The sequence below is a fragment of the Bradyrhizobium sp. 18BD genome (genome assembly GCF_054185225.1).
Genome location: NZ_JAVAYL010000012.1, coordinates 88,432 through 113,682 on the forward strand (window position 1 = coordinate 88,432; position 25,251 = coordinate 113,682).

Below are 25,251 nucleotides of genomic sequence, written 5' to 3' on the forward strand. Positions count from 1 at the left end.
AGGGCGAGGGAACGCAGCTGTTGCGTTGTGAGAGGTCGGCTCTTCCCCTCCAGCAGAGCGTCAGGCTATTTCGCCGTCTCGACGCCTGCGTCCTTGATCACCTTCGCCCACTTCCTGGTCTCATCGGCAATGAAAGCGCGAAAATGGTCCGGCTCGTCGCCGATCAGGGTGGCGCCCTGCTGGGCGAGTTTTTCCTTCACGCCGGGATCCGCCATGGCCTTGGTCGCGAGGCTATGCAGCGCGGTGACGATCTCCTTCGGCGTGCCCTTCGGGGCGACCATGCCGTACCAGTTCTCGATGCGCAGATCGGGAAAACCTGCTTCCGCCAAGCTCGGCACGTCGGGCGCGGTCGGTGCGCGCTCGGCCGAGCCCATCGCGATCGGCTTCAAGGCGCCGGCCTTGACCTGCGGCAGCAGCACCGGGAGATCGAGGAACGTCATCTGCACCTGCTGGCCCAGGAGGTCGTTCACGGCAGGGGCTGCGCCGCGATAGGGCACGTGGACGATGTCGATCTTGGCCGTCAGCTTGAACAATTCACCGGCAAGATGCGGCAGGCTGCCGGGGCCGGAGGAGGCGAAGTTGAGCTTGCCGGGCTGCGACTTGGCGAGCGCAATCAACTCGCCGATGTCTTTGGCGGGCACGTTGGTGGCGACGACCAGCATTTCCGGCACGGTCGCAACCAGTGTCACCGGCGCAAGGTCGACCTGCGTGTCGTAGGCGACCCGCTCCATGCTCGGGCTGATCGCGAGCGCGCCGGCCGAGGAGATCGCGATGGTGTAGCCGTCGGGCGGGGCCTTGGAGACCGCGTCGGTGCCGAGCACGCCGCCCTGACCGCCGCGATTGTCGATCAGCACCGGCTGCCCCGACAGCGCCGACATGCGCTGGCCGATCACGCGGGCGATGATGTCGTTGGGGCCGCCGGCCGGGAACGGCACGATCAGCTTGATCGGTTTTGCGGGGAAATTCTGCGCGGACGCCAACGGCGGCAGCAGCACGGGCAATCCAAGGAATAGTCCAAGGAACAGTCGAACAAGCGGCTTGCGTGAGATGGTCATGCAAGCCTCCCGCTCGCGCTTGTTATTGGTTGAGAAGCTTCAGTGCTTCTTCATGAACTCTTGCATCGCCGGCGGCAACGATGCGGCCGCCGCCCTGGGCCGGCTTGCCTTCCCAGGTGGTGACGACGCCGCCGGCGCCGGTCACGATCGGGATCAGGGCCGCGATATCGTAGGGCTTCAGCTCGGTCTCGACCACGAGGTCGACATGGCCGGCCGCGAGCATGCAATAGGAGTAGCAGTCGCCGCCATAGCGCGACAGCCGCGCGCCCTTCTCGATCCGGCCGAAGATGGCGCGGTCGCGCTCGTTCATCAGCAGCGGAGAGGTGGTGTAGGTCGTCGCCTCCGACAGCGAGGCGCAGCGGCGGACCTGCAGCCGGCGCTCGCCGGACGGGCCTTTATAGTTGGCCGAGCCGCTGTCGCCGGAGAAGCGCTCGCCGATGAAGGGCTGGTGCATCATGCCGTAGACCGGCGTGCCCTTGTGCAGGAGCGCGATCAGCGTGCCCCAGATCGGAAAGCCGCCGATGAAGGATTTCGTGCCGTCGATGGGATCGAGCACCCAGACATAGTCGGCGTCTTCCCGCTCATTGCCGAATTCCTCGCCGACGATGCCGTGCTGGGGGAAGCTCGCCTTGATCAGCCGCCGCATCACCGCCTCGGCGGCGCGGTCGGCCTCCGTAACCGGATCGAAATCCTTGGTCTTGCTCTTGTCGTCGATCGACAGCGAGGTACGGAAGAACGGCAAAATGGTCTCGCCGGAGGCGGTGGCCAGCCGTCCGATGAAGGCAGAGAAGTCGATCACCGTCACGGCGTATCCTCAAAGCGAAAGTCGGGTGAAGCTCATCTTGCCTAGCTCAATTCGCCTTCCGCGTGCAGCGCTGTGTTGATTTGCACCCTGGTATTTTGGATGCCGGAAGCCGCTGCCCTGCATCAGTCATCCGTTGGCCAAATATCGATCACAGAGTTGAAAACTTAGTTCCGAACATGCCTTGTTGGTATGCAAACGACTATCAACCCATTGAATTTCCTTATTAAAGAAACTGAATCCAGGTTTCTCTTAAAGCAATTGAGCCATGTGCGTATTGCATGGGGAATCGCTCAAAAGCCCTTGCACTTTGTGCGTCGCGGCCGCATATTGTTGCGGTGCGGTAGCGCTCTGCGTTACCGCTGCCCTCCTTGGGCGTTTCCTCCCTAGACTTGGGCCGCTTCTTCATCAGAAGCGGCCCTTTTTTCTGTCCGCCTCTGGTTTCAGTTTGGCGCGCTCAGGGATGCGAAGCGAAAACGCTTTCGCGCCATTCGCGCGCGGGACAATCGTTCAAAGAAAAAGCTTCTCGTCTATTCCGCCGCGGCCTGGAACGGGCCGAGATCGCCGAACGGGATCGTGGTCGCCAGAACGTCGGCGAGCACGCCGAAGTCGGATGCGACTTGCCCAAAGCGCGGACCGCGCTCGCGCCGCCGCTCGTCCATGTAGATCCCGCGGTTGAACTCGAGCTGCACCGCGTGCAGGCCGCTCGCGGGATTGCCGTAGTGCTCGGTGATGAAGCCGCCGGCATAGGGCTTGTTGCGGCCGATCGAATAACCGAGCCCACCCATCGTTTCCTCGACCCGGTCGGGCAGCAGCGGCGTGCAGCTGGTGCCGTAGCGGTCGCCGATCACGATGTCGGGCCGGCGCGGCTCGTCCCTGCTGACGCCGACCGAGGGCATCGAGTGGCAATCCACCAGCACCACGGTGCCGAACATCTGGTGCACCTTGTTGATCAGCCGGCGCAGCGCGCGGTGGTAGGGCTTGTACAGCGTCTCGATCCGCGCCAGCGCATCCTCGACCAGGATGCGGTCGCGATAGATCTCCTGGCCGTCGCCGACCACGCGCGGAATGGTGCCGAGGCCGCCGGCGACCCGCATCGAGCGGGTGTTGGCAAAGCTCGGCAGCCGGCCGGTGAACATGCGCGGGTCGAGCTCATAGGGCTCGCGATTGACGTCGACATAGGAGCGGGGAAAGTTGACCCGCACGGTCGGAAAGCCGCGATCGCTTAAATGACCGATCAGCTCGTCCATGAAGGAATCTTCGGACCGCCGCAGCTGCGGCAGGTCGATCCGCGAGGCTGCCAAAAATTCGTCCGGATAGGTCGAGCCGGAATGGGGCGAGTTGAAGATGACGGGCGCGCGCCACTCGGCGGGCTCGAAGATCTCGAAGGCTGGCGACACCGCGCCGTCAAACCGGGTCATCTTCTCAGGCTTCGTCCCACATTCTCAGGCTTCATCCCTCGCCGCCGCAGGATCCGGAAGAGGTCCGGCAAAGACCTGAGCGCTATGATTCGGCCGTCCAGCGGCTCTTATGTGACCTCATTGTCCGGAATCACAACCATTCTGCCAAGCGAAAAGATGTGATTTGCCGCTGGAACATGTCTTAACCGTGCGGGCAGGCAGGCGGGGACACGCTCGTGCGGCTCGATTGATTCGGGCGGGATTCGGGTTCACAAGGAGTCGGCAGCGCGCCGCCAGGGTAAAGATTTTCACCCCAAATTTACCGTCTGTCGGGCTTAGTGACCTCTGCTGATATCCTCTGGGGATTCGACGTTTCCTGCCATGCCAAAGATCCTGCTCGCCGAAGACGACAACGACATGCGCCGTTTCCTGGTCAAGGCGCTGGAAAACGCCGGTTTTCAGGTCTCGTCCCACGACAACGGCATGGCCGCCTATCAGCGGCTCCGGGAAGAGCCGTTCGAGATGCTGCTGACCGACATCGTGATGCCGGAAATGGACGGCATCGAGCTCGCCCGCCGGGCCTCGGAACTCGACCCCGACATCAAGATCATGTTCATCACCGGCTTCGCCGCGGTCGCCCTGAACTCGGATTCGGACGCCCCCAAGAACGCCAAGGTGCTGTCCAAGCCCGTGCATCTGCGCGAATTGGTCAGCGAAGTGAACAAGATGCTGGCGGCCTAAATCGGCCCCGTTCCGTCCTTGCGCCGGGTCCCCTGAGCCGTTATAGGGACCCCACCCGATCTAGACGACATCTAGGGCACGTAGCTCAGCGGGAGAGCACTACCTTGACATGGTAGGGGTCACAGGTTCGATCCCTGTCGTGCCCACCATCCTTCGCTCGCGGTAGCGAGAGAAGGATGCCGCGCCGAAGCCCAAAGGGGCGCAGGCGGGCTTGCAGCCGCAGCAAGCCATCCGAATTCCAACGCGAAGCACCCTTCCTTGGAACGCGCCGACGCATAGCGGCATTGTTCCGGCATGCCGAAACCCTTCAAACCCGGCGACCACGTCAGCTGGAATTCCGAGGCCGGCCGCGTGCGCGGTCGTATCCTGCGCGTCCACACTGGGGACGTCGACTATAAGGGCTACGTCCACCACGCCACGCCGGACGAGCCGCAATACGAGATCAAGAGCGACAAGACCGACCACGTCGCCCTGCACAAGGGCAAGGCGTTGCGGTTGCTGCGAAGCTGAGTCCGTCGCCCGGATGCTGCATCCCGCTATTTCAGTTCCGTGTTCGCTACCGGCATGATGGAAGCGACGTGCCAGCCGTTCGTATCCTGAACGTAGGTCTGGCTGATCAGAAATGTATTCTGCTGGGGCGGCTTGCCGGGAAGGGCGCGCGTGAAGACGATCGGGACGAGGATCTGCATGACCTCGTTCGAGATCACGGCGACGTGGAATTTCGACATGTCGGGTTCGAGCTGCCAGGTGCCCTCGTAATACGTCTTGAAGCGGGCTGCGACCGCATCACGGCCTCTCGTCTCGATCCCTCTGGCAAACAACAGCGTGCTCGGCGAATTCCAGAGCATCGCCTTCACGTCGTCCGCGTTGTGCGCATTTTGCGCGGCGATGAATTTCTCGAAGATGACTCGTGCTTCGGCATCATTCGCCGCGGCCTGCGCGGGTCCGGCTGACCAGACTGTCGCGGCGAGGAGCATCGCCGCGGCGGTTGCCGCAAGTCGACGGTTTCGTGTCAATGGGCGTGGACAGGCGCTGCCTGGAGACATCTCGGGTTGGGTCATGTTCACCTCTCGTGGTTGGCCGGCGGCATTTGAATGGTGATCGTCATACCATCGATCGCTTCGTCGACGTTTCCCGATTGCACGATCGGCGGTCACCGTGACATCACCGATGCGTTGGCGAAGGCCCTCGGATGTCGCGGGGGACGCAACGGGCAAGCTCTCGCCGCCAACGCCAGGTTGAGCTATCGTCTCGCGGTGTCGTCTGCCCGACGGAGCCAACCGGTGCGATGTGGGGGATCACGGTGAGGGGAATGCGCATGATGCGGGCGAGCTGTCTGGCCGTGGCGATGCTGACGCTGATGGCGTCGCACGCGGATGCGGCGATCATCGACTGGCAAGCCGAGCTGCAACGCTGCCGCACGCTGCGCGAGAATGTCGCGCCGCTGCTCCAGGCAGGCGAGGGCATCTCCGCCGTTGGCCGCTCCAACAGGTCCGTGCGCCGCTGCATCTGGATCCAGCGCATGGCGGTGCGCAAGAAGATCCCGGGCGCGGAGGTGTGGTAGGTCAGCCGGTCAGTCGGCGCCGCTGCTCCACATTCCCGTCATTGCGAGCGCAGCGAAGCAATCCAGACTGTCACCGTGGAAAGATGCTGGATTGCTTCGCGGAGCCTGTCATCGGGCCGCGCTTCGCGCGGACCCGTTGGCTCGCAATGACGACGTGGAGGCAGTGACGTGTTCAAGTCTAAAACCGTCACCCCGAGGCGGCCGCTTCTTAAGCGGCCCTCGAAGGGTGACGGCCCGGCTGTATCCGGGCCGTTCATCTTTCGAGGCTCATGGGACGCGCTGCGTCCCATGCCTCGCACCTCAGGATGACGGGGTTGAGACCTTCATCCTGTCCTTGCTCCCGAGCAGCACGTCCTTCAGCCCGGTCGGATAGAGATGCGGTCCGCCCGCGACATCGAGATCGGCGAGGTCGAACCAGCGGGCGACGATCTGCTCGCCGTTATCCTCGCGGAAGTCGATGCGATCGTGGCCGCCGAAAGCGCCATCCGGAAACGCGATCTCGGCGATGAACATCACCTCGTGGCCGGTCGATCCCTCGTGCGCGAAAATGTTCTCCATCACCAGCGGCTCGCTTGTGATGGTGATGTCGATGCCGAGCTCTTCGTGAAGCTCCCGCACGAGGGCCGCCTGCCAGCTCTCGCCGAACTCGATCTCGCCGCCGAGCGGGCGCACACCCTTGATCCGCCCTGCATCGTCACGCACCTCGGCCGCCAGCAGCCGACCGTCCCGCCAATGCAGGCCGATCGCGACGACGCGGATGTGGGGATGCGGGCGCCATGTGGTCATGGGGCATGGTTAGTCCGCGCCACACGGTTTCGCAATGCGTGTAGGCGAGGCATTGCCTTCAGCATGCAAAGCTTCGCAGCCTTGATCCGTGAGGCCCCGCCTGCCATTGTCATGTCATCCGCCCCGGGGCGACGAGCCCCGTGAGAGATGCAGATGGTGCGTTCGGCGACATGTGTCGCTTCGGACGTGAAGAGAAGGCCGGTTTTCGAGATGAGCAGCGTGAACAAGCCCGGCGGCAACTATTTGCCGGTGATCATCCATGATGGAGTTGCGTATGTCAGCGGCCAGCTCCCGCGTCGTGGCGAAGACCTGCTGTATAAGGGCAAGGTCGGCGCGGATGTCGATATCGCGGCTGCGCAGGAGGCTGCAGCCCTCTGCGCCGATCTCTGCATTGCGGCCATCAACCACGCAACGGGTGGAGAGGACAGGATCGTCCAGGTCCTGCAGCTCGTCGGATACGTCGCTTCAGCGCCCGGATTTACCCTGCAGTCGCAAGTCATGAACGGGGCCTCCGACCGGCTGATCGAGCGCCTCGGCGATCGCGGTCGTCACACGCGCACGTCCGTCGGCGTCGCCGAGTTGCCGCGGGGCGCTCCGGTCGAGCTGAGTATGATTGCCGCCGTTCGGTCGTAGCAGGCCGCCTTATGTAACGAGATATCTGGCGACCGCCGCCTCGTCCCATTCGATGCCGTTGCCGGGGTTCTCGCCCGGCAGCGCAAAGCCGTCCTTGATCGTCAGCCGCGTCGAAAGCACCGCGTCGGCCCAGTCGACATATTCCAGCCAGTGCGCGGTCGGCGTCACGCAGAGGAGGTGCGCGCTGACCTCCGAGAACAGGTGCGTGGACATCTCGACGCCGGCGGCGTGCGCCAGCGCGGCGGCGCGGAGCCAGCCGGTGACGCCACCGATCCGCTGCACGTCGGGCATCACGTAGTCGCAGGCCTCGGACGAGAGCGCGGTCTGCATCGAGAAGGCGCTGTCGAAATTCTCGCCGATCTGGACCGGCGTGCGCAAGGCGTCCGCGATGCGGGCGTTCCCGGCATAGTCGTCGTGCCGGATCGGCTCCTCGATCCAGCTCAACCCTTCGTCGTCGAGCATCTCGCCGCGGCGGATGGCTTCGGTGACCGTGAGCGCCTGGTTGTAGTCGCACATCAACGTCACATCGTCGCCGACAGCCTTGCGCACCGCGCGCACCACGGCGAGGTCCTCGCGCGCATCGGGCCGGCCGACGCGGATCTTTGCGGCGTGAAAGCCCTCGGCCAGGAGCTTGTGGGCTTCCTCCACCGCTGCGCCCACAGGCATGATGCCGAGCCCCTTTGAATTGTAGGCCCTGACCGGCTTTGGCGCGCCGCCGAGCAGGCGCGCGAGCGGCAAGCTTTTGCTGCGCGCCAGCGCATCCCAGGCCGCCATGTCGATGCCGGATTGCGCCAGCGGCTGCAGGCCGGCGAGGCCGAGCAGGGTGAAGCGCTGGGTCACCTTGCGCTCGATCTCGAACGGCAGCAACTCGTCGCCGGCGAGCAACTCTGACATTTCCGTGACCATCGCGGTCAGCGGCTTCAGGGCCGACGGCGTGATCGAGAACAGATAGGCATGGCCCACCGCGCCCTGGTCGGTCTCGCAGTCGATCAGCACCAGTGGCGCCTTTGCCACGGCCCCGGTCGAGGTTTTCAGCGGCAAGTTCATCGGCACGATCACGGGCCGCGCGTTGATGCGCTTGATACGGATGAGGGTCATACGGAGGATCTCCCGGCGGAGTGAATGCAGGTCAATGTCGATCTTAAACAATCGTCATGAAACGAAAAGCCGTCTCGTCCGACCACCATAAATTGGGGTTGCGCGGGGGCGCGTTTGTTGGCTCTGTGCGCCCCAATGCTGTGCCGCAAATCCCCCGGATTTGCGACAAAAACGCACACAACGGAGCCACGACGTGAAACAAGAGATCTCCGAAGAACAGCGCAAGAGCGGCATCCTGATGGGGGCCGCGGTCGCCTTCCTGCTGCTCGCGCTGCCGCTCGCGGTGTGGCTCGACCTGATCGAGCTCTCCAAGACCGCGCTGCGTCGGCAGGCGATCGATCTCAATTCGGTGATCACGAGCGTGCGCAGCTATTATGCGTCGAACGTGGTCGGGCGCGTGCTTGCCAATCCGAACGGCACCACCAGGGTCGTGCACAATTACGAGTCGATTCCCGGCGCGATCCCGATCCCGGCGACGCTGTCGCTCGAGCTCGGCCGGGTGATCGGCGCGCAGCAGGAGAACATCACCTATCGCTTCGTCTCGGATTTCCCTTTCCAGAACCGCGCCGCGCACCAGCTCGACAAGTTCGAGAAGGACGCGCTCGATGCGCTGCGCAAGGATCCCGAGCAGAAGATCGTCGAGACCGAGACCTCGCTGTTCAACGACAAGGTCCGCCTGGTCGCCCCGGTCACGATGGGCCCGGCCTGCGTGAGCTGCCACAACAGCCACCCCGAAAGCCCGAAGAAGGACTGGAAGGTCGGCGATGTCAGAGGCATCCAGGAGGTGATCATCGCCCAGCCGATCGCCGCCAACATCTTCTCGTTCAAGTTCCTGCTGGCCTATTTCCTGATCGCCGCCGGCAGCGGCCTGTCGTTCCTGTCGCTGCAGCGCCGGCAGGCCAGGCGCATCAAGGGCATGAACAAGGAGCTGGAATCCGCCAACGACTTCCTCGCCTCGCTGTCGATGAAGATCTCGCGCTACATCCCGCCGCAGGTCTACAAGAGCATCTTCTCCGGCCAGAAGGACGTCACCATCCACACCGAGCGCAAGAAGCTCACCATCTTCTTCTCCGACATCCAGAATTTCACCGCGACCGCCGAGCGGCTGCAGCCGGAGCAATTGACCCAGCTCCTCAACGAGTACTTCACGGAGATGTCGGCGATCGCCCATGAATATGGCGGCACCATCGACAAGTTCATCGGCGATGCCATGCTGATCTTCTTCGGCGATCCCGAGACCAAGGGCGACCGCGCCGATGCGCAGGCCTGTCTGCAGATGGCCTGGCGCATGCAGCAGCGCCTTGCCGAGCTCAATGCGAAATGGCGGGCGTCCGGCATCGAGCAGCCGTTCCGCTCGCGCATGGGCATCAATTCCGGCTATTGCAATGTCGGCAATTTCGGCAGCAGCGACCGCATGGATTACACCATCATCGGTGCCGAAGCGAACCTCGCCGCGCGCCTGCAGTCGATCGCCGAGCCCGGCGGCATCGTGCTGAGCTACGAGACCTTCGCGCTGGTCAGCGACATCGTCCGCGCCCACGCGCTGCCGGCGATCACGATGAAGGGCATCAGCCGCGAGGTGATTCCCTATTCGGTCGACGCGCTGAACGACGCGGCGACGGAAAAGAGCGGGGTGATCACCGAGCGGGCGCCGGGGCTCGAGCTCTATCTCGATCCCGCCGTGGTGAAGTCCGGCGATGCGGCACGCGTGCGCTCGCTGCTGGAGAGCGCGCTGGCTTCGCTGAAGCCGGCGTGAGACGCGATATAGGTTGCCGCCGTTCGAGGGAGTCCCCGTGTGATACCCCTCTCCCTAACCCTCCCCCGCAAGGGGGGAGGGAACCTACCTTCCTCGTGGCGAATGACTTGATTCATTGGCGCATCGGCGATGAGGGCGGAGTGTCGCCACGCACTCCGCTGCGCTCCCTCCCCCCTTGCGGGGGAGGGCGGGGGAGAGGGGTGGCCCAGCAAAAGGTGCGCGTGAGGCACCTCGCCGCTGCAGGCCCTCGTCACCTCACCTTGCCGCGCCTTCCGTAAACGCGGTCTCGATCACCTCGCCGAACGGCTGCCAGGAGCGGCCGTCGAATTGCACCAGCCGCATCTGCTTGATCGGCAGATAGCGCTCCGGCGAGGTGTTCATCCTGATTTTGGGCAGCGCGAGGGAGGGCTGATAGGCCTTCAGCGACGCCGCCTGCCGCATGATGTTCTCGCGCGAGAAATCGTCGCCGCATTGCTTCAGCACCTGCGTCAGCGCTTCGGCCGCGGCGTAGCCATAGACCGCCGCGCTGTTGTTGGTGCTTTCGACCTGATGATACCTGTCCATGAAGGTGAACCAGTCCTTCATGGCCGGATCGTCCTTCCATGCGGGATCGCTCGGGTCCTTCAGGAAGGCTGCCGAGATCACGCCGGCCGAATTCTCCAGGCCCGCGGGCGCCATCGCATTGGCGATCGACGCCGAGGCGTCGTTCACGATGACGACCGGGCGCCATTTGAGCAAGGCCGCGATCTGGATCACCTTGGACGCCGTCGACGGCACGCCGAGAAAGACGAAGATGTCGGCGCCGGTGCGCTTGAGGATCGAGACGTGTCCTTCGAGATGCTCGTCGTTGATGTCGAAGGCGATGTCGACGAGGATGTGGCGATTCAGATCGCCGAGGCCTTCCTGGATGCCCTTGTAGAGCATGCGGCCGAACTGGTCGTTCTGCCAGAGCACCACGATCTTCTTCTGCGGATAATAGGCCTGGATGTAATTGGCGTAGATGCGCCCCTCCGACCGGAACGACGGCTGCCAGCCCATGGTCCAGGGAAACGCCTTGGCCTGGCTCAGCTCCTCGTCGCCCGAGGCGACGAACAGTTGCGGGATCTTCCTTTCATTCAGATACCAGCGCGCGGCGAGATTGCCCGGCGTGCCGAACGAGCCGAACATCAGGTGCACATCGTCCTTCTCGACCAGGTTTCGCGTCAGCTCCAGCGCGGCTGCGGGATCGGAATTGTCGTCGCGCGTGATGAAGCGGATCTTGCGGCCGTTGATGCCGCCGCGGGCGTTGACCATGTCGAAATAGGCGGCCTCCGCCTTGCCGATCGCGCCGAACTCCGACAGCGGCCCTGAATACGGCATGACGTTGCCGATGCGGATGTCGTTCTCGCTCGCGGGTTGCTCGGTGTGCTGCTGCTGCGACATCGCCCCAAGCGACGCAAGAGCGGCGATCAAAACGAACAGCGTCCTGCCGGTGACGTGCATGCTCGACACCTTGTCGTTGGCCCCCAACGAGGTCGGCTCATTCCGCACCCAGGCGAGTTGATCTACGTCAAGCGTTTGGCGATCGTGTGGCCAGGTGGTGCGCTTCAATGCGACGCATGGCGGCCCGGATGAAACGGCAGGCGTGTTGACGCGCCGCTTACACTGAGGGCTTAGACCAAAAGCGTTGCTCCGTCATCCTGAGGTGCGAGTGGCGCGATGCGAAAGGCATCGCGCCGGGAGCCTCGAAGGATGAATGGCCACCGCTGCAACCGAGCGGAGAGCCGGGCCGTCGCCCTTCGAGGGCCGCTGAAGAAGCGGCCACCTCAGGGTGACGGTGATGGACTGATTGTCACGGTCGGAATTCGTAGCCGGTATGGCGTAGTGATATACGGGGCCGGCCATGACGTTGCGGGAGCTTTGCCCGCAACGCCGCGCTACGGCAAACCCCGCGCCTCGAGCTGATGCACCAGCAGCAGCGTCGGCTCGGCAAGACTGTCGCCGGAGCCGTCGAGCCCGAACGCGGCGGCGATGCCGTCGCGGTTGCGCAGGAGGGCGGCGCGCGGGCAGTGGCCGGCGCCGCAGAGCGTTTTCTTCAGCGTCTCGCCTTGTGCGACAACGCCGGCGGAATCGTCCGTGGCCCAGGCCAGCACGATCGGCACGTCGACATTGAGGATGCCGGGGAAGGCCGACCGCTTGTCATATTGGGTGGCGTCGGTGCCGAGATAGGCTTTCTCGCTGTCACTGGCGTCCTTGCCGGCGCGGTAGATCCCGGACACCAGCACGACGCCCGCGACCTCCGCGCGATCGGTCTGGAGCTCGGGATGCGCCAGCAGGGTGGCGACATGGAAGGCGCCGGCGCCATAGCCGACCGCGACGATCTCGCGGGCATCGCCGTTGAACAGGTCGATATTGCCGTGGATCCAGGATAGCGCCGCCGCGACGTCGGTGGCGCCGGTCGGCCAGGCCGCCGACGGCGCCAGGCGATAATTGACCCGCACGCCGATCATGTCGTTACGCGCGGCAAAGCACATGACCTGGTCCTGGATCTCGCGCGACAGGTCCGGCGCACCGCGGTCGCCGGTAAAGGTGTCGCCGGCCACGAACAGCAGCACCGGCCGCGGCGTATCCGCCTTGGTCGTGCTGGCGGCGACATCGAGCACATTGGCCTCGCTCTCGCCGTAGCGCAGGCCGCGCGAGAAGGTGATCTGTTCACACAGCCGCGCCGTGCCGCCGGCGGTGGTGTCGGAATCGGTGAGGCCGACGCGGATGAGATCGGACGGCGCCGTCCGCGATGCCGGCAGGGGACCCGGCACGGGACCATGCGCGGAGGCGGTCGTAACGGTCAGAAAAAGCAAAAAAGCGAGACAATTCTTCATGGCGGTGGGGGCCTTGCGCGCCATATTGGCTCGCTCTCGGGGCCTGTCTTTTCAATTCGCCTTATTAGTTGGCTGGTCTTGAGGCGATTTCACGGCACCTCGGGGCTGCCCCTCGGGCCCGGTTCAATTGCCCGGCTGGAACGTGCAATCTGCCCCGCTGCCGTCCTTCCGCCTGATCGCATTGGGATCGATGGTGCAACTCAGCTTGGTGAGGCTCTCGAAGTTCGATCCTGCCGCGCCATCGGGTGGAACGCCGGCCAGCGCTTCGGTGGCGAAGATCTCGTTGGCGGTCGAGCCGTTCACCGTCTTGACCTTCTTGCCGAAGGTCACCTCGCAGTTGCGAATGGTGATGTCGACATTGCCGGTCCGGCAGACGATCCGGTCGACGGCCACGACGATCGGCTTCTTGTAGGGGATGTCGGCATTGGCGGCGAACAGCATCGCCACCGCCTTCTTCTCGGGCCCGGTCAGGTCCGGCGACAGCGGCGCGATCACGCCCGCCAGCGCTAGCGCGGTCGCGCCCGAGATTTTTGCGGGCGCGGCTGCAGCGGCGCCTTGTGCGCAGGCCGCGAGGAGGCCGCAGGAAAGGATCAATCGACCGAATTTCATCTTGCCCCCACCGGCCTGCCGTTTCAGGCGGCTTTTTTGCGCGTAGCTGCCTTCTTGGCGACCTTCTTCGTGGTCTTTTGGGCCTTTTTCTTCTTCGCCGCCTTCTGGGCGGCGAGATAGGCCTCGACCTTCTTGGAGGAGTGGCCGGCCGCGGCGACGGCGGCCTTCAGCTTGGCGGGGGTGATCTTGAACTTCTTCGACCAGTAGCGGACCTCATAGGCCTCGCTGAGCGCAATCCGGCTCTTGTCGGCGGCGCGGTGCTTCTGGAGCTTGATGTACTCCTCGACCTTCCTGGCGGAGTGGCCGACCTTCTTGACGGCGTATTTCAGCTTGGCCGGCGTCACCTTGAACTTCTTCGACCAGTAGGCGACTTCGTACTTCTCCGTGAGCGCGATCAGCGCCCGATCGGCGCCGCCGCGCTTTGCCTTGTTGTCGGCCATGCTTCTCTCCCGCCCTGGATGACGTGCGTCAATCTAGCATGCAACCCGATTTGGAAGGCAAGATGCCGCCCGCGCGGCGATTGCGCGGAGCGGCCGTTTTGCACTGATGTCTCAAACCGTTGCGTCGCGCGACCGCGTCTCGAGCGGGAAGCGGCGTTCTACTGTGCATGGGGTTGTTTTCGCACTTTTTGTTTTGGAGGTGCCTGTCACACCCGCTTCATCGTCCGGAAGGTGATGGAGTAGCGGCGTGCCTCGACCGGCGGGATGCTGTGCTCCCATTGCGACCGCGCCTCGCCGTCCATCATGTAGAGCGAGCGCGGCAGGGCGTCGAGCGTGTGGCGCTCCCATCTGTCGCCGCTGCGGCGGCGGAAACGGAATTTGCAAGCCGAGCCCAGCGACAGGCCGAGGATCTTGTCGAAGTGCGGCTTGTCGCGATGCCAGCCGATGCCGACGCCGGCGTCATATTCGGTGCACAGCACCTGCCGCACGCTGCCCTCTGCGAGCCCCGCCCATGCCTCGACCTGCCGAGCGACTGGGCGCACCCAGTCCGGGATCGGCGCGGCCTCGGTGAGCCGCTGCAGCGTGTAGTCATAGCTGTAGCCGAACCACGCCACGCGCCGGTTGCCCTCGAAGGCGCCGAACTGGAAGCGCTGGAGCGGCAATGTTGCGATGCGGCCGATCAGCGCCTGCTCAGTGGCGGCGTCGATAAAATTGTCCGTATGGCGAAGGCCGGCCGGCCCTGCTTCCGGTTCGGCGAACAAACTAAGCTGCGTCATTCCTCGCATTTCCGTGATGGAACCTTCTGGCGTCTGGAGCGACTTATCTATGACGCGGGAAAAAACGTGCGAGGCTGTCATGGCAGAGAAGCATACCGCTGATCCGGCAGAGATCATGCGGGCGACCGGTCATCCTGAGCTGGAATATGCCGCCGGCTGGACCATCGCCGGTCTGGTCACCATCGGCACCATCGTCGCCGCCTGGGTGTTTGCGATCTAGGCAGCGGGGAATTGGAGCTCGAAGGCGACGCCCCGCTCGGAGGGCTTGAGCCTGATCGAGCCGCCATGGCTCGCCATCACCGCGCGCGCGATCGCAAGGCCCATCCCGGTCCCGCCCTGGTCGCGCCGGGTGGTGAAGAACGCATCAAAGATCCTGTCGCGGTTCGGCGCCGAAATCGGCTCCCCGTCATTGCTCACCGTCAGCAGCAGGGTCGTCCGCTCATCTACCGCTTCCAGCCGGATTGACTTCGCCCTGTGCCGCACCGCGTTGTCGGCGAGATGCGACAGCACGATCAGCGCCTTCTCGCCGGACATGCCGATCGCCCGCTCGAGGCTGCCGCTGGCCTGGATCGCGCTCTCCGGAAACCGGCTTCTGAGGTCGGCGATGACGGGCGCCAGCTCCGTGCGCTCGTTCTGCGGCAGGCTTTCGGCACGGGCGAGCTCGCGCAGCCGCTGCGCCATCGCCTCCAGCCGCTGGGTGTCCGATAGGATGTTGGCGATGAAGGTCTTCTGCTCGGCCGGTGTCAATCCCTCGGGCTTGCCTTGAAATGAATCCTGCAACAGCTCGGCCGCGCCCTTGATCGAAGTCAGCGGCGATTTCAGCTCGTGGGTGAGGTGGGCCGAGAAGGTCGCGATGTAGTCGGAGCGCCTTGCGAGCTGTTCGGCCATGCCGAGAAAATTGTGCGAGAGCTGGGCGAACTCGCGGGTGCCGTAATGCCGCAGCGGCTGGAACGCCTCGCGGTCGCCGCGGCCGATCCTGGCGGCGCGGTCGATCAGCTCGCGCATCGGCAGCGTGATGGTGCGCGAGAACACCAGCCCAATCGCGATCGTGCCGAGGATGACGGCCAGCCCCGCCAGCACGAACTTGCCGCGCTCCTGATAGAGATGGTCGAAGATGTTGCTCGGGGTCCGCGTGGTGTAGATCACGCCCGCGACGCGGTTGTTGACGATGACCGGCATCGCTGAGAACACGTGCACGCCGAGGCCGCGGCTGAAGGAATAGATCGGCGGCGGCGGCCGATCCGGGACGCGGTTGCGCAAGGTCGCGCGGTACTGCCCGTGCAGGGCGTCCGCGACCTCCTCGATATGGGCGAGCGACTGGCCGACCTCGTAGCGCCCGGCAATCACGACGCCCTGTGGATCGAGGATGCGGAATCCCGCCAGCGTCACCTTCTGGGTCTCGCGGATGATCGGCGTCAGTTTTGCGCCGATCTCGACATAGGCGGCTTGCGCCGGCTGGGACGCGGGCAGCGCATCTGGCCGGCGTCGCAACAGATCGTTGGCGGTGAGGTCAAGGGCGGGGCGGATCGGCGTCACCGGGTCGCCGGGATCGGGCAGCATGTTCGGCGGCACCTCGGGGCCGAGCGTAAGGCCGTTGTCGAGCCTCGCCGTGACCTCCTGCGCATAGATCGTCGCGAGCACGCGGCTCTGCGCAATCAGCTCGGCCTGGGTCTGGCGGATCAGCTGGTTGTCATAGAGGCGGAAGAAGAACAGGCCGACCAGCGGGAGTATCGCGACGGTCGCCAGCACCGTGAAGATCACGAGCCCCAGCGACGGCCGCCATTTGTCGGGCGCCGCGCTCATGCCTCTTTCTCGCAGCGGCCGAGCTTGAAGCCGACGCCGTGGATGGTCTCGATCACGTTCTCGCAATTTTGCGCCGCGAGCTTTGCGCGGATGTTGCGGATGTGGCTGTCGATGGTGCGGTCGGAGACCTGGATGTTGAGCTGATAGGCCGCCCGCATCAGCTGCTCACGGTTGAACACCGAGGTCGGCCTTGTCAGGAACGCGCGCAGGATGCCGAACTCGATCGCGGTCAGTTTCAGCGGCGTGCCGGCGAAGGTCGCGACATGCTGCTCGGGATCAATCAGGAGGCCGCCTTGCGACAGCGCGGCGGGCCCGGCCTTGGCCTCGCCATTGCGCGGGCTGAGGCGGCGCAGGATGACGTTGACGCGCGCCACCAGCTCGCGCGGGCTGAACGGCTTGGTCACGTAGTCGTCGCCGCCGATCTCGAGGCCGAGGATGCGGTCGATCTCCTCGTCGCGCGCCGACAGGAACAGGATCGGCACGTCGGAGCCTTTGCGGATCTCGCGGCAGACGTCGAGACCGTCGAACTCAGGCATGCCGATGTCGAGCACGATCAGGTCGGGCTTGTCGGCGGCAAAGCGGGCGAGCGCCTCCCTGCCGTCGCGCGCCTCGATCACATCCATGCCGGCCTTCTTCAAGGCGACGCGGATGACCTCGCGGATGTGGCCCTCGTCGTCGACGATGAGAATGCGATGCGCCAAGAATCTCTCCGCTGCCTCGTCAACCCGCCGGCTGATTCGCCGCCTGCGCGTCCAGCCTGCGCTGGAGCCGCCAGTTGCGGAAGCCCCAGCTTCGCCAGGCCAGATCCTGACGCTGCTGTTCTACAAGGCGGTCGCGGCGCGACACAAGGCAGCTCTCGAGGTTGCCGGATTTGAGCATGATCGCCTTGTCGATCGCGGGCAGCGCCTGCGGCCCGAGCGTCAGGAGATAATTGATGTCGATCTGCACGCCGTTGCCCGAGGCCTCCCGGCTATGGGCGACATTATAATTGGCAATGAAGGCATCGAAGTTCACCAGCGAACAGCCATAGAGCACGATCGCCAACGCGGTCAGATTGACGCCGACCAGCCATTCGTTGGACCTGTCGAGCACGATGCGGGCGACGATCAGGATCAGCCCGAGCGCCACCAGCCCCATCCAGATGAAGGCCGCGATGCGCCAGTAGGTCAGCATGTAGACGTCGACGTAGAGATCGAGGCGGAGAATGGAGGAGGCGACGAGCAATACGTTCTGTCCGACCCAGAGATAGACCAGCGGCCGGATCACCCTGGATTTCTCGGCCGGGCCACCGGGGCGCATCGCCACCAGCACGAAAGCGGCGGCGAGCAGGGCGGTCGCGATCAGCGGATAGGCGCCGCGATGGGCGTACCACGCATAGGTCACATTATCGGGCAGCGCCACATGACCCCAGAGATAGATGCCGTCAAGAATGGACTGTACCGAGAACAGCAGATTGAACAGGATCAGCGACCGCAGGATGGTGGAGGGACCTAGAAACTCCGGCGAGATGAAGGGTGCAAGCGGCTCCAGCTCCACGACGTCGGTTTGGGCGGTTGCGGCGATCTTTCTGCGCCGCCAGCGCACGTGGATGAACGGCCAGATCAGCGCCAGCATCAGGATCCAGAACAGCACGCGCGGGACGCTGACATATTCGAGGATGATCCTTGGATTGAGCAGCGACACCCATTGCTCGATCACGGGATTGGCGGCGGCGAACAGCGCGACGAACACGGTGCCCAGCACCACCGGCACCAGCCACAGCGCGATGCCGCGGGTGAACGCGGACATGTTGAAGACCTGAAGCGCGTCGGGGAAGACTCTGAAGGGGCCGAACAGGACGAAGTTTCGCAGCGCGCGAGCGCGGTCGGCAAGGCCAGTCGTTTCGGGATTGGTTGCCAGCAGCAGGGCGATGACCAGCGCTGCAATGAGGATCAGGAACGAAAGCGTATTGAGCTCCTCGATGGCCGGCACGAGACCGAGGACGATGACGGCCGCACCGATTGCCGCGCGGCGGATGTCCAGGGACGCGTGGTTGGCGAGGAGCGAGGCGCAGACGATTGCGACTGCAAAGATGATCAGCGCCAGCCCGACCCGCTGGCCATAGAACAGCCAGTCGGAAAGCGCGGCGAGCGCCAGCGCCATCGCGAGCTTGATCGATACAGTCGAAGGCCTGATCGGCTGGATGTCCGTCGCAGGTGTCGTGGCCAGGCTCGTCATATGCAAATGATCTCTCGTGAATAGCGATGTCGTGCAATCTGCACGGCGCTTGCGCAGAAGCCGGGGCCTTGGTCTGCACGGTTTCAGGAGTCTTTTGCAGTTTTCGTGCAGGTGCGCTTTTGCCCCTCGCGTAACGCAAGTCGCGCTGATAGGTGCGATGCGTTCATCATTTTGGACGTGACGCATCATGCAATTCCTCAATCGCATCGGTCTCATCCTGCTCTGGCTCGCCGCGCCTCTTGCCGCATTCGCCGCCGCCAACAAGAACGATCCCTATCTGCTGGTGCTGCGCGGCGCAGGAAACATCGCGCTTGTCGTCGCAAGCCTCCTGATCGTCGCCGTCCTGCTGCGTCGCGGGCATTGGCGCAGCATCCCGGGCAAGCTGCTCGTTATGCTCTGGTGCCTGCCGCCGGCCCTGATGTCGGCGGCGCATCTGAAGTTCGAGCTGCGCAAGCACGATGTCCTCGCTGCCAGCGCCGGCGAGGCGCGTCAGCTCGGGCCGCATTTCATGGTCGGCTATTCCTCGTTTGACGAGGTCGCGCGCCTGGCCGAGCAGGGCTTGATCGGCGGCGTCTACGTCACCCGCCACAACATCCGGGGGCGGACGATCGAGGCGCTGCGGGCCGAGATCGCGGCGCTGCAGGACAAGCGGCGCGCCGCCGGCCTGCCGCCGCTGGTCGTCGCTGCCGACCAGGAGGGCGGCATCGTCGGGCACCTGGCGCCGCCGCTGACAAAGGTGCCGGCGCTGGCAACGCTCGCAGGGCTCGCCCCCGACGAGCAGCAGGAAAAGGCCGAAGAGTTCGGCCGCACCCACGGACGCGAGCTTGCCGGGCTCGGCATCAACCTCAACCTCGCACCCGTGCTCGATCTCAAGCCGCCGCAGCGGCGCAACCGACTCGACTTCCACACGCTGATCGGCCAGCGCGCGATTGCCACCGATCCCGCCGTCGTCAGCGCCATCGCCGGCGCCTATGTGCGCGGACTGGAAGAGTCCGGCGTCGGTGCCACGCTCAAGCATTTTCCGGGCATCGGCCGCGTGCGCACCGACACGCATCATTTCAGCGCCAGTCTCAATGCGCCGGTGGGGGAGCTCGAAGCCACTGACTGGCTGCCGTTCCGCGAGGTGCTGTCGCATTCGCGCAGCGCACTGATGGTCGGCCATGTCACGCTCACCGCGGTCGATCCCGACCGCGCCGCCTCGCATTCGAAGCGCGTCGTCGACGGCATCATCCGCGGCAAATGGGGTTACCAGGGCATGGTGATGACCGACGACCTCGTGATGGGCGCGATCTACCAGAACGACGTCTGCAAGGCCGTGGTCGAGGCCATCAATGCCGGCGTCGATCTACTGCTGGTCGCCTATGACGGCGCGCAGTTCTACCGGGTCTTTGCCTGCGCCCTGGAGGGATCGCGGCAGAACAGGCTCGATGCGCTCATGCTGCGTGCGAGCGAGGCGCGGCTGGAGCGGGGCTTCCCGACCCAGCAGGCGCGAGCCGCGGCAGGCGTGGTTCGAATCGTCGAGCGCCACTAGCCCTTTGCGAACTGACGATAGTCCGGCTCGCGGTGAAACCAGAACTCGTAGCCGGTGACGGCTTTCTGCATGGCGACATCGTGGATCGGCTGGTTGAGCGGAACGACCGGGACATCGCGCATGCAGAGCGCGATGAAATCCTTCACGCACTTGTCGTACTCGGCCGTGTCGGTAGTGAAGCGCGCCTTGTCGATCAGCGCGTCCATCGCCTTGTTCTGGTAGGAGGAGATATTGAAGATCGAATTGTTGCCGTGGAAATTCCAGTAGAAGTAGTATTCTGGATAATCCAGCCAGCCGCTGAATCGATTCAGCGCGAGCGGCAACTCCTTCTTGTTTAGCGTGGTGCGCCAGTTCGCGCCGGGAATCTTTTCGATCGACGCCTTGATGCCGATCTTGGCGAGATTCTCCTGGATCAGGATGGCGGTCGGCTCGCCGACCGTGGCCGTGCCCGTGTCGAGCGACAGCGTCGTTTCGAGCCCGGATTCGAAGCCTGCCTCCTTCATCAGCGCCTTGGCCTTGTCGAGATCGGTGACGTAAGGAGAGGGCTGCGGCCAGACCGGCTTTGAGACCTCGGCCGCTCCGCCATACATTGGCACGGCGCGGCCGAAGAAGGCGCTGCTCTGGATCTGCTCATAGGGCATTGCCCAGGCGATGGCCTGCCGCAGCTTGACATTGTCGAACGGCGGCTTCGCCGTGTTCAGCGCGACGTACCAGAGCGCGTTCGGGATCGGCACGCCCGAGACTTTGACCTTGCCCTCCTTGATGATCTGCTCGAAATCGCGCGGCGCAAAGCCGCTGGAAATATCCGCATCGCCACGCTCCAGCATGGCGCGGCGCGTGCCGGCGGAGGGGACGTCGCGCGCGATCACGCGCTTCACCTTCGGCAGCGGCCCGCTCTTCCAGTCGTCGAAGCGCGCCAGCACGGTCTCGCTGCCGGGCTTCCAGCTCTCGATCCTGTACGCGCCGCCGCCGGCCTCGTTGGTCCTCAGCCACGCCAGCGCCCACGGATCTTCGGCGGTCGCATTCTTCCTGGCGAGCTCCGAATTGATGATGAAGGGCACGACCACGGCGACGTTGAACAGCAGCATCTTGTCCTTGCGGACATAGTCGATGCGGAAGGTGTGGTCGTCGACCACGACGAACTGCTCGGGCTTCTCCAGCGACCCCGCCGACATCTGGAAGGTCGGGAAGCCGCCGACCTTCACCGCGCGGTCGAACGACCATTTGACGTCCTTCGCGGTGACCGGCGTGCCGTCGTGGAATTTGGCATCCTTGCGAAGCTTGAACGTGCAGGACATGCCGTCGGCGGCGACCTCCCAGCTCTCGGCTAGTTCAGGTGCGAGTTTTTCACGGTCGTAGGACAGCGTGCCATCGGGCAGCGTCTTCGAGGCGTAGCTCAGCAGGCGGTCGTAGCAATTCCAGGACAGGCCGTTCACGGTCTGGTTGGAGCCGACCCCCTGCATGTCGAGCGAGTTCGGTCCGAGCTCCTGCACCACCAGCAGCGTCTCGGCGCGGCCCTGCGCCCAGGCGAAAGGCGGCGCGAGCGCCATCATCCCGGCAGCGCCGAGGCCGCCGAGCAAGACGCTGCGTCGATTCACGCCGAAAGATGATGCGTTCATTGGTGGCTCCTCGGAACAGATTTGCGACATAAAGAGGCAAGGCGCGTGCCATCGGCCGCGGCTTCACGGCGTCCCATCCTGTGCGGATCGCGTTCCTACGGCGTCACCGCTCCGCGTGCCACCGCGCGCGGGGCGGTCAGCTCCTTCCATGTGGAATTGGCGAGATGCACCGGCGAGAACGCCGGACGCTCGACATAATGTCCGTCGCCCGCCTCGGCACGCAGATCGCCATCCTTCCAGACAATGCGACCGCGCGAGAGCGTAGCCGCCGGCCCGCCGGTGCAGGCAAAGCCTTCGAAGACGTTGTAGTCGATCCGGCTCATCTGCCGCTTCGCGCTGATGGTTTTGCTTGCCTTGGGATCCCACACCACGACATCGGCATCCGAGCCGACGGCGACCGCGCCCTTGCGCGGATAGATATTGAGGATGCGGGCGATGTTCGCCGAGCTCACCGCGACGAATTCCTCCTTCGTCAACCGCCCCGTGGCGACGCCCGCGGTCCATAGCAGCGCCAGGCGATCTTCGAGCCCGCCGGTGCCGTTCGGGATCTTTCTGAAATCGCCGAGGCCGAACCGCTTCTGCTCGGTGGTGAAGGCACAATGGTCGGTCGCGACCACTTGCAGCGAGCCGGCCTGCAGGCCCGCCCAAAGACTGTCCTGATGTGACTTGTCGCGGAACGGCGGCGACATCACGCGCTGTGCGGAATGATCCCAGTCCTTGTTCTGATATTCGCCGGCGTCGAGCAGCAGATGCTGGATCAGCGGCTCGCCATAGACGCGCTTACCCGCGGCCCGCGCCCGGGCGATAGCCTCATGCGCCTCGCGGCAGCTGGTGTGCACGATATAGACTGGTGTGCCCGTCATATCAGCAATCATGATGGCACGGTTGGTGGCTTCACCCTCGACCTCCGGCGGCCGTGAATAAGCGTGGCCCTCGGGGCCGGTGACGCCGCGCGCGATCAGCGCCTCCTGCATCAGGGCCACGACGTCACCGTTCTCCGCATGGACGACAGGCATGGCGCCGAGATGGGCGCAGCGCGCGAACGAGTTGTAGAGCTCGTCGTCGTTCACCATCAGCGCGCCCTTGTAGGCCATGAAATGCTTGAAGGTGTTGATGCCGTAGGTTCTGACCACGGTCTCCATCTCGTCATAGATCTGCTTCGACCACGAGGTCACCGCCATGTGGAAACCGTAGTCGGTCGCCGCCTTCTCGGATTTGTGCCGCCATTCCTGGTAGGCCGCGAGCATCGACTGGCCCGGATCGGGCAGGCAGAAATCCACCACCATGGTGGTGCCGCCGGTCAGCGCGGCCTTGGTTCCCGATTCGAAATCGTCGGCGGTCACCGTGCCCATGAACGGCATTTCGAGATGGGTGTGCGGATCGATCCCGCCCGGGATGACGTAAGCGCCGTCGGCATCGACGATCTCCGTGCCTGCAGGTGCGTCGATCGATGCCCCGATCGCGACGATGGTCGCGCCGTCGATCAGCACGTCCGCGCGGCGCGAATGATCATGATTGACGACGGTGCCGCCGCGGATGAGGAGGGGCATGGGGAACTCCGGCGAGAGGACGGGACGCCGCGAAAGCTAAGCGCGCGGCCCGCGATGCGACAGGCGAAATTTTAGTCAGGCACCGCCGACAACCTCGCTCCGTTCTCCCAGCCGCTATGCTGCCCGCGCGATCAAGCCATCGACCATCGCGCGCACCAGGCCTGCGATCTCCTTGCGCAGCGCCGGCAGCGGCACGGCGACCAGCTTCTGCTCCAGTCCCAGCGCCACCATGCCATGCACCGCCGAGAACAGGCTGCGCGCGGTGATGCCGAGCTCCTCCGCGCCCCGCTTTGGAAACAGCAGCGCCAGCGGCTGGTAGATGTGCCGGAACAGCTGCATCTGGTCCTCGATCGACCAGTCGGGCAGGGCCTTGTCGGCGTCCATGCGATGCTCGAACAGCGCGCGCCAGAGCTGGAGATTTTCCGCGGCGAAATCGCAATAGGCAATCGCGATGCGGACCAGCGTCTCCTGTGGCGAGGGCTCGCCCGCGCTTTCCGCTGCGCTCAGCGCCTCATCGAGCCGAAGCAGCGTGCGTGAGCCGACGCGCAGGATCAGCTCGTCCACGTCAGTGACGAGATTGTAGACCGCGCCATTGGCGCAGCCGATCTCGCGGGCCAAATCGCGGGTCTTCAGGCCCGCCAAACCGCGGTCAGCGATCATGCGTTCGGCCGCCTGGATCAGGTCGGCCCGCAATTTCTCTCGACGTTCCAAAGCTTTAGTCATTTGTTAACCAGGGGCGTGAGCATTGCTCAAATTTCGCTTGAGCGTCGCTCAAGTTGTGCTACAAAGCATCCGTGAGCAACGCTCATAACAGGGAGCAGCAAATGTTCAAGACGGTAGTGACACTTTTCCGCGGCAGCGTTGCCGCCGCAGGCGAGGAGCTGGAGGACCGCACGGCTCTCCTGATCCTCGACCAGCAGATGCGCGATGCGGCCGCGGCCGTCGAGCGCAGCAAGCGGACGCTGGCGCTGGCGATTGCGCAGGACCAGCAGGAGGGGCGCAAGCTCGAAGCGACCATTGCCCGCATCGCCGATCTCGAGACCCGCGCGGTTGCGGCGCTCGACGGCGGCCGCGAGGATCTCGCCAAGGACGCGGCCGAAGCCATCGCAGGTCTCGAAGCCGACCGCGATGCGGCCATGACGGCCCGCGCGCTGTTCGCGACCGAGATCGCGCGGCTGAAGCGGCATGTCGCCAATGCGCAGGACCGCATCACCGAACTCGATCGCGGCCGCCGCGTCGCCCGCGCCTCGGAAGCGGTGCGCTCGCTTCGCCGCAGCGGCATCGAGGCGGCACGCCCTTATGAATCGACGCTGCCGGAGGCCGAGAGCACCCTGCGACGCCTGCGTGAGCGGCAGATGGAAGCCCAGGCCGCCGATGATGCGCTGGTCGAGCTCGATGCGGCCACCGGCCCGCTCGCCACCGCCGAAAGACTCGCCGAGCAGGGTTTTGGCCCCCGGCTCAAGACGACCGCGGACGACGTGCTGGCACGGTTGAAGTCCAGGCGCATGCCGACTGCCTGATCCCGAACCCGATCTCTCAAAACCCCATCATCATTCGAACCAACAGGAGACCATCATGAACCAGAACGGCCAACCCCACAGCGGCGCCTGGGTGACCTTCACTTACGCATCCTTCGCAGCCTCCGCTTTCCTCGTCGCGATCGGCATCTTCTTCCTGCCGATTGATCTCTGGATGAAAGGCTATCTCACCATGGGCATCGTGATGCTGATCCAGACCTGCGTCACCCTGACCAAGACCGTCCGCGACAACCACGAGAGCGGCCGTCTGGTGAACCGGATCGAGGATGCCAAGGCCGAGCGCCTGCTGATGGAGGTCTCCAAGGCGGCCTGAGCTTGAGACTGGCCGCAGCAAACAAGCAAGAGGGTGGCGGAACAACTCGTTCTGCCACTGTGCCCGAAGCTATCGCTAGCGCCGCCGAATTGTGTCCCGTCAATTTGCTCCGCGTTGGCGATATCGCGCCTGCGAAATGCAACCGAGCCATGACGGATCGCG

26 protein-coding genes and 1 tRNA gene are annotated in these 25,251 nt (G+C 64.6%); 10 read left to right on the top strand and 17 right to left on the bottom strand.

Annotated elements, in window-relative coordinates:
- Positions 1-65 precede the first annotated feature (65 nt).
- The 3 genes from RAD16_RS22065 to RAD16_RS22075 all read right to left on the bottom strand — a co-directional run bounded on the left by RAD16_RS22065 (position 66) and on the right by RAD16_RS22075 (position 3,278).
- On the bottom strand, positions 66-1,055 hold the full coding sequence (locus tag RAD16_RS22065; protein WP_458159968.1) for a Bug family tripartite tricarboxylate transporter substrate binding protein: 990 nt from the start codon (positions 1,053-1,055) through the stop codon (positions 66-68).
- Between the two features lie 22 nt (positions 1,056-1,077).
- Positions 1,078-1,860 carry a histidinol-phosphatase gene (hisN, locus tag RAD16_RS22070; protein ID WP_458159969.1) on the bottom strand — a complete coding sequence of 261 codons (783 nt, stop codon included), beginning with the start codon at positions 1,858-1,860 and terminating at the stop codon, positions 1,078-1,080.
- 527 nt (positions 1,861-2,387) lie between these two features.
- Positions 2,388-3,278 carry an N-formylglutamate amidohydrolase gene (locus RAD16_RS22075; RefSeq protein WP_458159970.1) on the bottom strand — a complete coding sequence of 297 codons (891 nt, stop codon included), beginning with the start codon at positions 3,276-3,278 and terminating at the stop codon, positions 2,388-2,390.
- A gap of 360 nt (positions 3,279-3,638) precedes the next feature.
- Here RAD16_RS22075 and cpdR point away from each other — a divergent pair, with 360 nt between their 5' ends.
- The 3 genes from cpdR to RAD16_RS22090 all read left to right on the top strand — a co-directional run bounded on the left by cpdR (position 3,639) and on the right by RAD16_RS22090 (position 4,508).
- Positions 3,639-3,998: a cell cycle two-component system response regulator CpdR gene (gene cpdR, locus RAD16_RS22080; RefSeq protein WP_007597092.1), complete on the top strand. Its 360-nt coding sequence runs from the start codon at positions 3,639-3,641 to the stop codon at positions 3,996-3,998.
- A 74-nt stretch (positions 3,999-4,072) separates the two neighbouring features.
- Positions 4,073-4,147, top strand: a tRNA-Val gene (locus tag RAD16_RS22085).
- 145 nt (positions 4,148-4,292) lie between these two features.
- Entirely contained in the window at positions 4,293-4,508 is a 216-nt protein-coding gene (locus tag RAD16_RS22090; protein ID WP_458159971.1) for a DUF2945 domain-containing protein, read from the top strand.
- A gap of 26 nt (positions 4,509-4,534) precedes the next feature.
- Here the strand turns inward: RAD16_RS22090 and RAD16_RS22095 are convergent, their stop codons facing one another.
- Positions 4,535-5,155 (bottom strand): DUF4440 domain-containing protein, encoded by a 621-nt coding sequence (locus RAD16_RS22095; RefSeq protein ID WP_458159972.1) that lies wholly within the window; start codon positions 5,153-5,155, stop codon positions 4,535-4,537.
- 161 nt (positions 5,156-5,316) lie between these two features.
- Between RAD16_RS22095 and RAD16_RS22100 the strand changes: the two genes are divergently transcribed.
- The gene (locus tag RAD16_RS22100) at positions 5,317-5,562 is read left to right on the top strand and encodes a hypothetical protein (protein WP_458159973.1); all 246 of its coding nucleotides are present in this window, start codon (positions 5,317-5,319) and stop codon (positions 5,560-5,562) included.
- A gap of 300 nt (positions 5,563-5,862) precedes the next feature.
- Here the strand turns inward: RAD16_RS22100 and RAD16_RS22105 are convergent, their stop codons facing one another.
- Positions 5,863-6,348, bottom strand: coding sequence for an NUDIX hydrolase (locus RAD16_RS22105; protein ID WP_458159974.1), 486 nt, complete (start codon positions 6,346-6,348; stop codon positions 5,863-5,865).
- Between the two features lie 210 nt (positions 6,349-6,558).
- Between RAD16_RS22105 and RAD16_RS22110 the strand changes: the two genes are divergently transcribed.
- On the top strand, positions 6,559-6,981 hold the full coding sequence (locus RAD16_RS22110) for a RidA family protein (protein WP_458160114.1): 423 nt from the start codon (positions 6,559-6,561) through the stop codon (positions 6,979-6,981).
- Between the two features lie 9 nt (positions 6,982-6,990).
- On the opposite strand, the gene RAD16_RS22115 is transcribed toward RAD16_RS22110, so the two are convergent.
- Positions 6,991-8,079 carry an enolase C-terminal domain-like protein gene (locus RAD16_RS22115; RefSeq protein WP_458159975.1) on the bottom strand — a complete coding sequence of 363 codons (1,089 nt, stop codon included), beginning with the start codon at positions 8,077-8,079 and terminating at the stop codon, positions 6,991-6,993.
- 193 nt (positions 8,080-8,272) lie between these two features.
- Here RAD16_RS22115 and RAD16_RS22120 point away from each other — a divergent pair, with 193 nt between their 5' ends.
- Positions 8,273-9,835 (top strand): adenylate/guanylate cyclase domain-containing protein, encoded by a 1,563-nt coding sequence (locus RAD16_RS22120; RefSeq protein ID WP_458159976.1) that lies wholly within the window; start codon positions 8,273-8,275, stop codon positions 9,833-9,835.
- A 255-nt stretch (positions 9,836-10,090) separates the two neighbouring features.
- Here the strand turns inward: RAD16_RS22120 and RAD16_RS22125 are convergent, their stop codons facing one another.
- From RAD16_RS22125 to RAD16_RS22145, 5 genes are all read right to left on the bottom strand, one after another.
- Positions 10,091-11,317, bottom strand: coding sequence for an ABC transporter substrate-binding protein (locus RAD16_RS22125; protein ID WP_458160115.1), 1,227 nt, complete (start codon positions 11,315-11,317; stop codon positions 10,091-10,093).
- Between the two features lie 434 nt (positions 11,318-11,751).
- Positions 11,752-12,693 (bottom strand): alpha/beta hydrolase, encoded by a 942-nt coding sequence (locus tag RAD16_RS22130; protein ID WP_458160116.1) that lies wholly within the window; start codon positions 12,691-12,693, stop codon positions 11,752-11,754.
- Positions 12,694-12,816: 123 nt separating this feature from the next.
- Positions 12,817-13,302 carry a hypothetical protein gene (locus RAD16_RS22135; protein ID WP_458159977.1) on the bottom strand — a complete coding sequence of 162 codons (486 nt, stop codon included), beginning with the start codon at positions 13,300-13,302 and terminating at the stop codon, positions 12,817-12,819.
- Positions 13,303-13,325: 23 nt separating this feature from the next.
- Positions 13,326-13,742, bottom strand: coding sequence for a DUF3606 domain-containing protein (locus tag RAD16_RS22140; RefSeq protein WP_458159978.1), 417 nt, complete (start codon positions 13,740-13,742; stop codon positions 13,326-13,328).
- 206 nt (positions 13,743-13,948) lie between these two features.
- Positions 13,949-14,518 (bottom strand): alpha-ketoglutarate-dependent dioxygenase AlkB, encoded by a 570-nt coding sequence (locus RAD16_RS22145; protein ID WP_458159979.1) that lies wholly within the window; start codon positions 14,516-14,518, stop codon positions 13,949-13,951.
- A gap of 79 nt (positions 14,519-14,597) precedes the next feature.
- Here RAD16_RS22145 and RAD16_RS22150 point away from each other — a divergent pair, with 79 nt between their 5' ends.
- Positions 14,598-14,738 carry a hypothetical protein gene (locus RAD16_RS22150; protein ID WP_007597071.1) on the top strand — a complete coding sequence of 47 codons (141 nt, stop codon included), beginning with the start codon at positions 14,598-14,600 and terminating at the stop codon, positions 14,736-14,738.
- On the opposite strand, the gene RAD16_RS22155 is transcribed toward RAD16_RS22150, so the two are convergent.
- The 3 genes from RAD16_RS22155 to RAD16_RS22165 are packed head-to-tail and all read right to left on the bottom strand — an operon-like array spanning position 14,735 to position 18,538.
- The gene (locus tag RAD16_RS22155) at positions 14,735-16,321 is read right to left on the bottom strand and encodes an ATP-binding protein (protein WP_458159980.1); all 1,587 of its coding nucleotides are present in this window, start codon (positions 16,319-16,321) and stop codon (positions 14,735-14,737) included. The genes RAD16_RS22150 and RAD16_RS22155 overlap by 4 nt on opposite strands.
- The gene (locus RAD16_RS22160; protein WP_458159981.1) at positions 16,318-17,022 is read right to left on the bottom strand and encodes a response regulator transcription factor; all 705 of its coding nucleotides are present in this window, start codon (positions 17,020-17,022) and stop codon (positions 16,318-16,320) included. The genes RAD16_RS22155 and RAD16_RS22160 overlap by 4 nt, the downstream gene beginning before the upstream one ends.
- A 19-nt stretch (positions 17,023-17,041) precedes the next feature.
- Positions 17,042-18,538: a DUF4153 domain-containing protein gene (locus tag RAD16_RS22165; protein WP_458159982.1), complete on the bottom strand. Its 1,497-nt coding sequence runs from the start codon at positions 18,536-18,538 to the stop codon at positions 17,042-17,044.
- A gap of 187 nt (positions 18,539-18,725) precedes the next feature.
- On the opposite strand from RAD16_RS22165, the gene RAD16_RS22170 reads away from it, so the two are divergent.
- On the top strand, positions 18,726-20,069 hold the full coding sequence (locus RAD16_RS22170) for a glycoside hydrolase family 3 N-terminal domain-containing protein (protein ID WP_458159983.1): 1,344 nt from the start codon (positions 18,726-18,728) through the stop codon (positions 20,067-20,069).
- Here RAD16_RS22170 and RAD16_RS22175 read toward each other — a convergent pair.
- The 3 genes from RAD16_RS22175 to RAD16_RS22185 all read right to left on the bottom strand — a co-directional run bounded on the left by RAD16_RS22175 (position 20,066) and on the right by RAD16_RS22185 (position 23,961).
- Positions 20,066-21,688 (bottom strand): ABC transporter substrate-binding protein, encoded by a 1,623-nt coding sequence (locus tag RAD16_RS22175; protein ID WP_458159984.1) that lies wholly within the window; start codon positions 21,686-21,688, stop codon positions 20,066-20,068. The two genes, RAD16_RS22170 and RAD16_RS22175, sit on opposite strands and share 4 nt — an antisense overlap.
- Positions 21,689-21,783: 95 nt before the next feature.
- Positions 21,784-23,238: a dihydropyrimidinase gene (gene hydA / locus RAD16_RS22180; RefSeq protein WP_458159985.1), complete on the bottom strand. Its 1,455-nt coding sequence runs from the start codon at positions 23,236-23,238 to the stop codon at positions 21,784-21,786.
- 114 nt (positions 23,239-23,352) lie between these two features.
- A complete protein-coding gene (locus tag RAD16_RS22185; RefSeq protein WP_458159986.1) occupies positions 23,353-23,961 on the bottom strand; it encodes a TetR/AcrR family transcriptional regulator in 609 nt (202 codons plus the stop codon).
- Positions 23,962-24,062: 101 nt separating this feature from the next.
- Here RAD16_RS22185 and RAD16_RS22190 point away from each other — a divergent pair, with 101 nt between their 5' ends.
- Entirely contained in the window at positions 24,063-24,758 is a 696-nt protein-coding gene (locus RAD16_RS22190) for a PspA/IM30 family protein (RefSeq protein WP_458159987.1), read from the top strand.
- A gap of 55 nt (positions 24,759-24,813) precedes the next feature.
- Positions 24,814-25,089: a YiaA/YiaB family inner membrane protein gene (locus RAD16_RS22195; protein WP_195800661.1), complete on the top strand. Its 276-nt coding sequence runs from the start codon at positions 24,814-24,816 to the stop codon at positions 25,087-25,089.
- Positions 25,090-25,251 lie beyond the last annotated feature (162 nt).

Coding starts and splice junctions, on each gene's coding strand:
- RAD16_RS22065 (WP_458159968.1), bottom strand. CDS start 1,055: ATGACCATCTCACGCAAGCCGCTTGTTCGACTGTTCCTTGGACTATTC.
- RAD16_RS22075 (WP_458159970.1), bottom strand. CDS start 3,278: ATGACCCGGTTTGACGGCGCGGTGTCGCCAGCCTTCGAGATCTTCGAG.
- cpdR (WP_007597092.1), top strand. CDS start 3,639: ATGCCAAAGATCCTGCTCGCCGAAGACGACAACGACATGCGCCGTTTC.
- RAD16_RS22090 (WP_458159971.1), top strand. CDS start 4,293: ATGCCGAAACCCTTCAAACCCGGCGACCACGTCAGCTGGAATTCCGAG.
- RAD16_RS22100 (WP_458159973.1), top strand. CDS start 5,317: ATGATGCGGGCGAGCTGTCTGGCCGTGGCGATGCTGACGCTGATGGCG.
- RAD16_RS22105 (WP_458159974.1), bottom strand. CDS start 6,348: ATGACCACATGGCGCCCGCATCCCCACATCCGCGTCGTCGCGATCGGC.
- RAD16_RS22110 (WP_458160114.1), top strand. CDS start 6,559: ATGAGCAGCGTGAACAAGCCCGGCGGCAACTATTTGCCGGTGATCATC.
- RAD16_RS22115 (WP_458159975.1), bottom strand. CDS start 8,079: ATGACCCTCATCCGTATCAAGCGCATCAACGCGCGGCCCGTGATCGTG.
- RAD16_RS22125 (WP_458160115.1), bottom strand. CDS start 11,317: ATGCACGTCACCGGCAGGACGCTGTTCGTTTTGATCGCCGCTCTTGCG.
- RAD16_RS22130 (WP_458160116.1), bottom strand. CDS start 12,693: ATGAAGAATTGTCTCGCTTTTTTGCTTTTTCTGACCGTTACGACCGCC.
- RAD16_RS22135 (WP_458159977.1), bottom strand. CDS start 13,302: ATGAAATTCGGTCGATTGATCCTTTCCTGCGGCCTCCTCGCGGCCTGC.
- RAD16_RS22140 (WP_458159978.1), bottom strand. CDS start 13,742: ATGGCCGACAACAAGGCAAAGCGCGGCGGCGCCGATCGGGCGCTGATC.
- RAD16_RS22145 (WP_458159979.1), bottom strand. CDS start 14,518: ATGACGCAGCTTAGTTTGTTCGCCGAACCGGAAGCAGGGCCGGCCGGC.
- RAD16_RS22150 (WP_007597071.1), top strand. CDS start 14,598: ATGGCAGAGAAGCATACCGCTGATCCGGCAGAGATCATGCGGGCGACC.
- RAD16_RS22155 (WP_458159980.1), bottom strand. CDS start 16,321: ATGAGCGCGGCGCCCGACAAATGGCGGCCGTCGCTGGGGCTCGTGATC.
- RAD16_RS22165 (WP_458159982.1), bottom strand. CDS start 18,538: ATGACGAGCCTGGCCACGACACCTGCGACGGACATCCAGCCGATCAGG.
- RAD16_RS22170 (WP_458159983.1), top strand. CDS start 18,726: ATGCAATTCCTCAATCGCATCGGTCTCATCCTGCTCTGGCTCGCCGCG.
- RAD16_RS22175 (WP_458159984.1), bottom strand. CDS start 21,688: ATGAACGCATCATCTTTCGGCGTGAATCGACGCAGCGTCTTGCTCGGC.
- hydA (WP_458159985.1), bottom strand. CDS start 23,238: ATGCCCCTCCTCATCCGCGGCGGCACCGTCGTCAATCATGATCATTCG.
- RAD16_RS22185 (WP_458159986.1), bottom strand. CDS start 23,961: ATGACTAAAGCTTTGGAACGTCGAGAGAAATTGCGGGCCGACCTGATC.
- RAD16_RS22190 (WP_458159987.1), top strand. CDS start 24,063: ATGTTCAAGACGGTAGTGACACTTTTCCGCGGCAGCGTTGCCGCCGCA.
- RAD16_RS22195 (WP_195800661.1), top strand. CDS start 24,814: ATGAACCAGAACGGCCAACCCCACAGCGGCGCCTGGGTGACCTTCACT.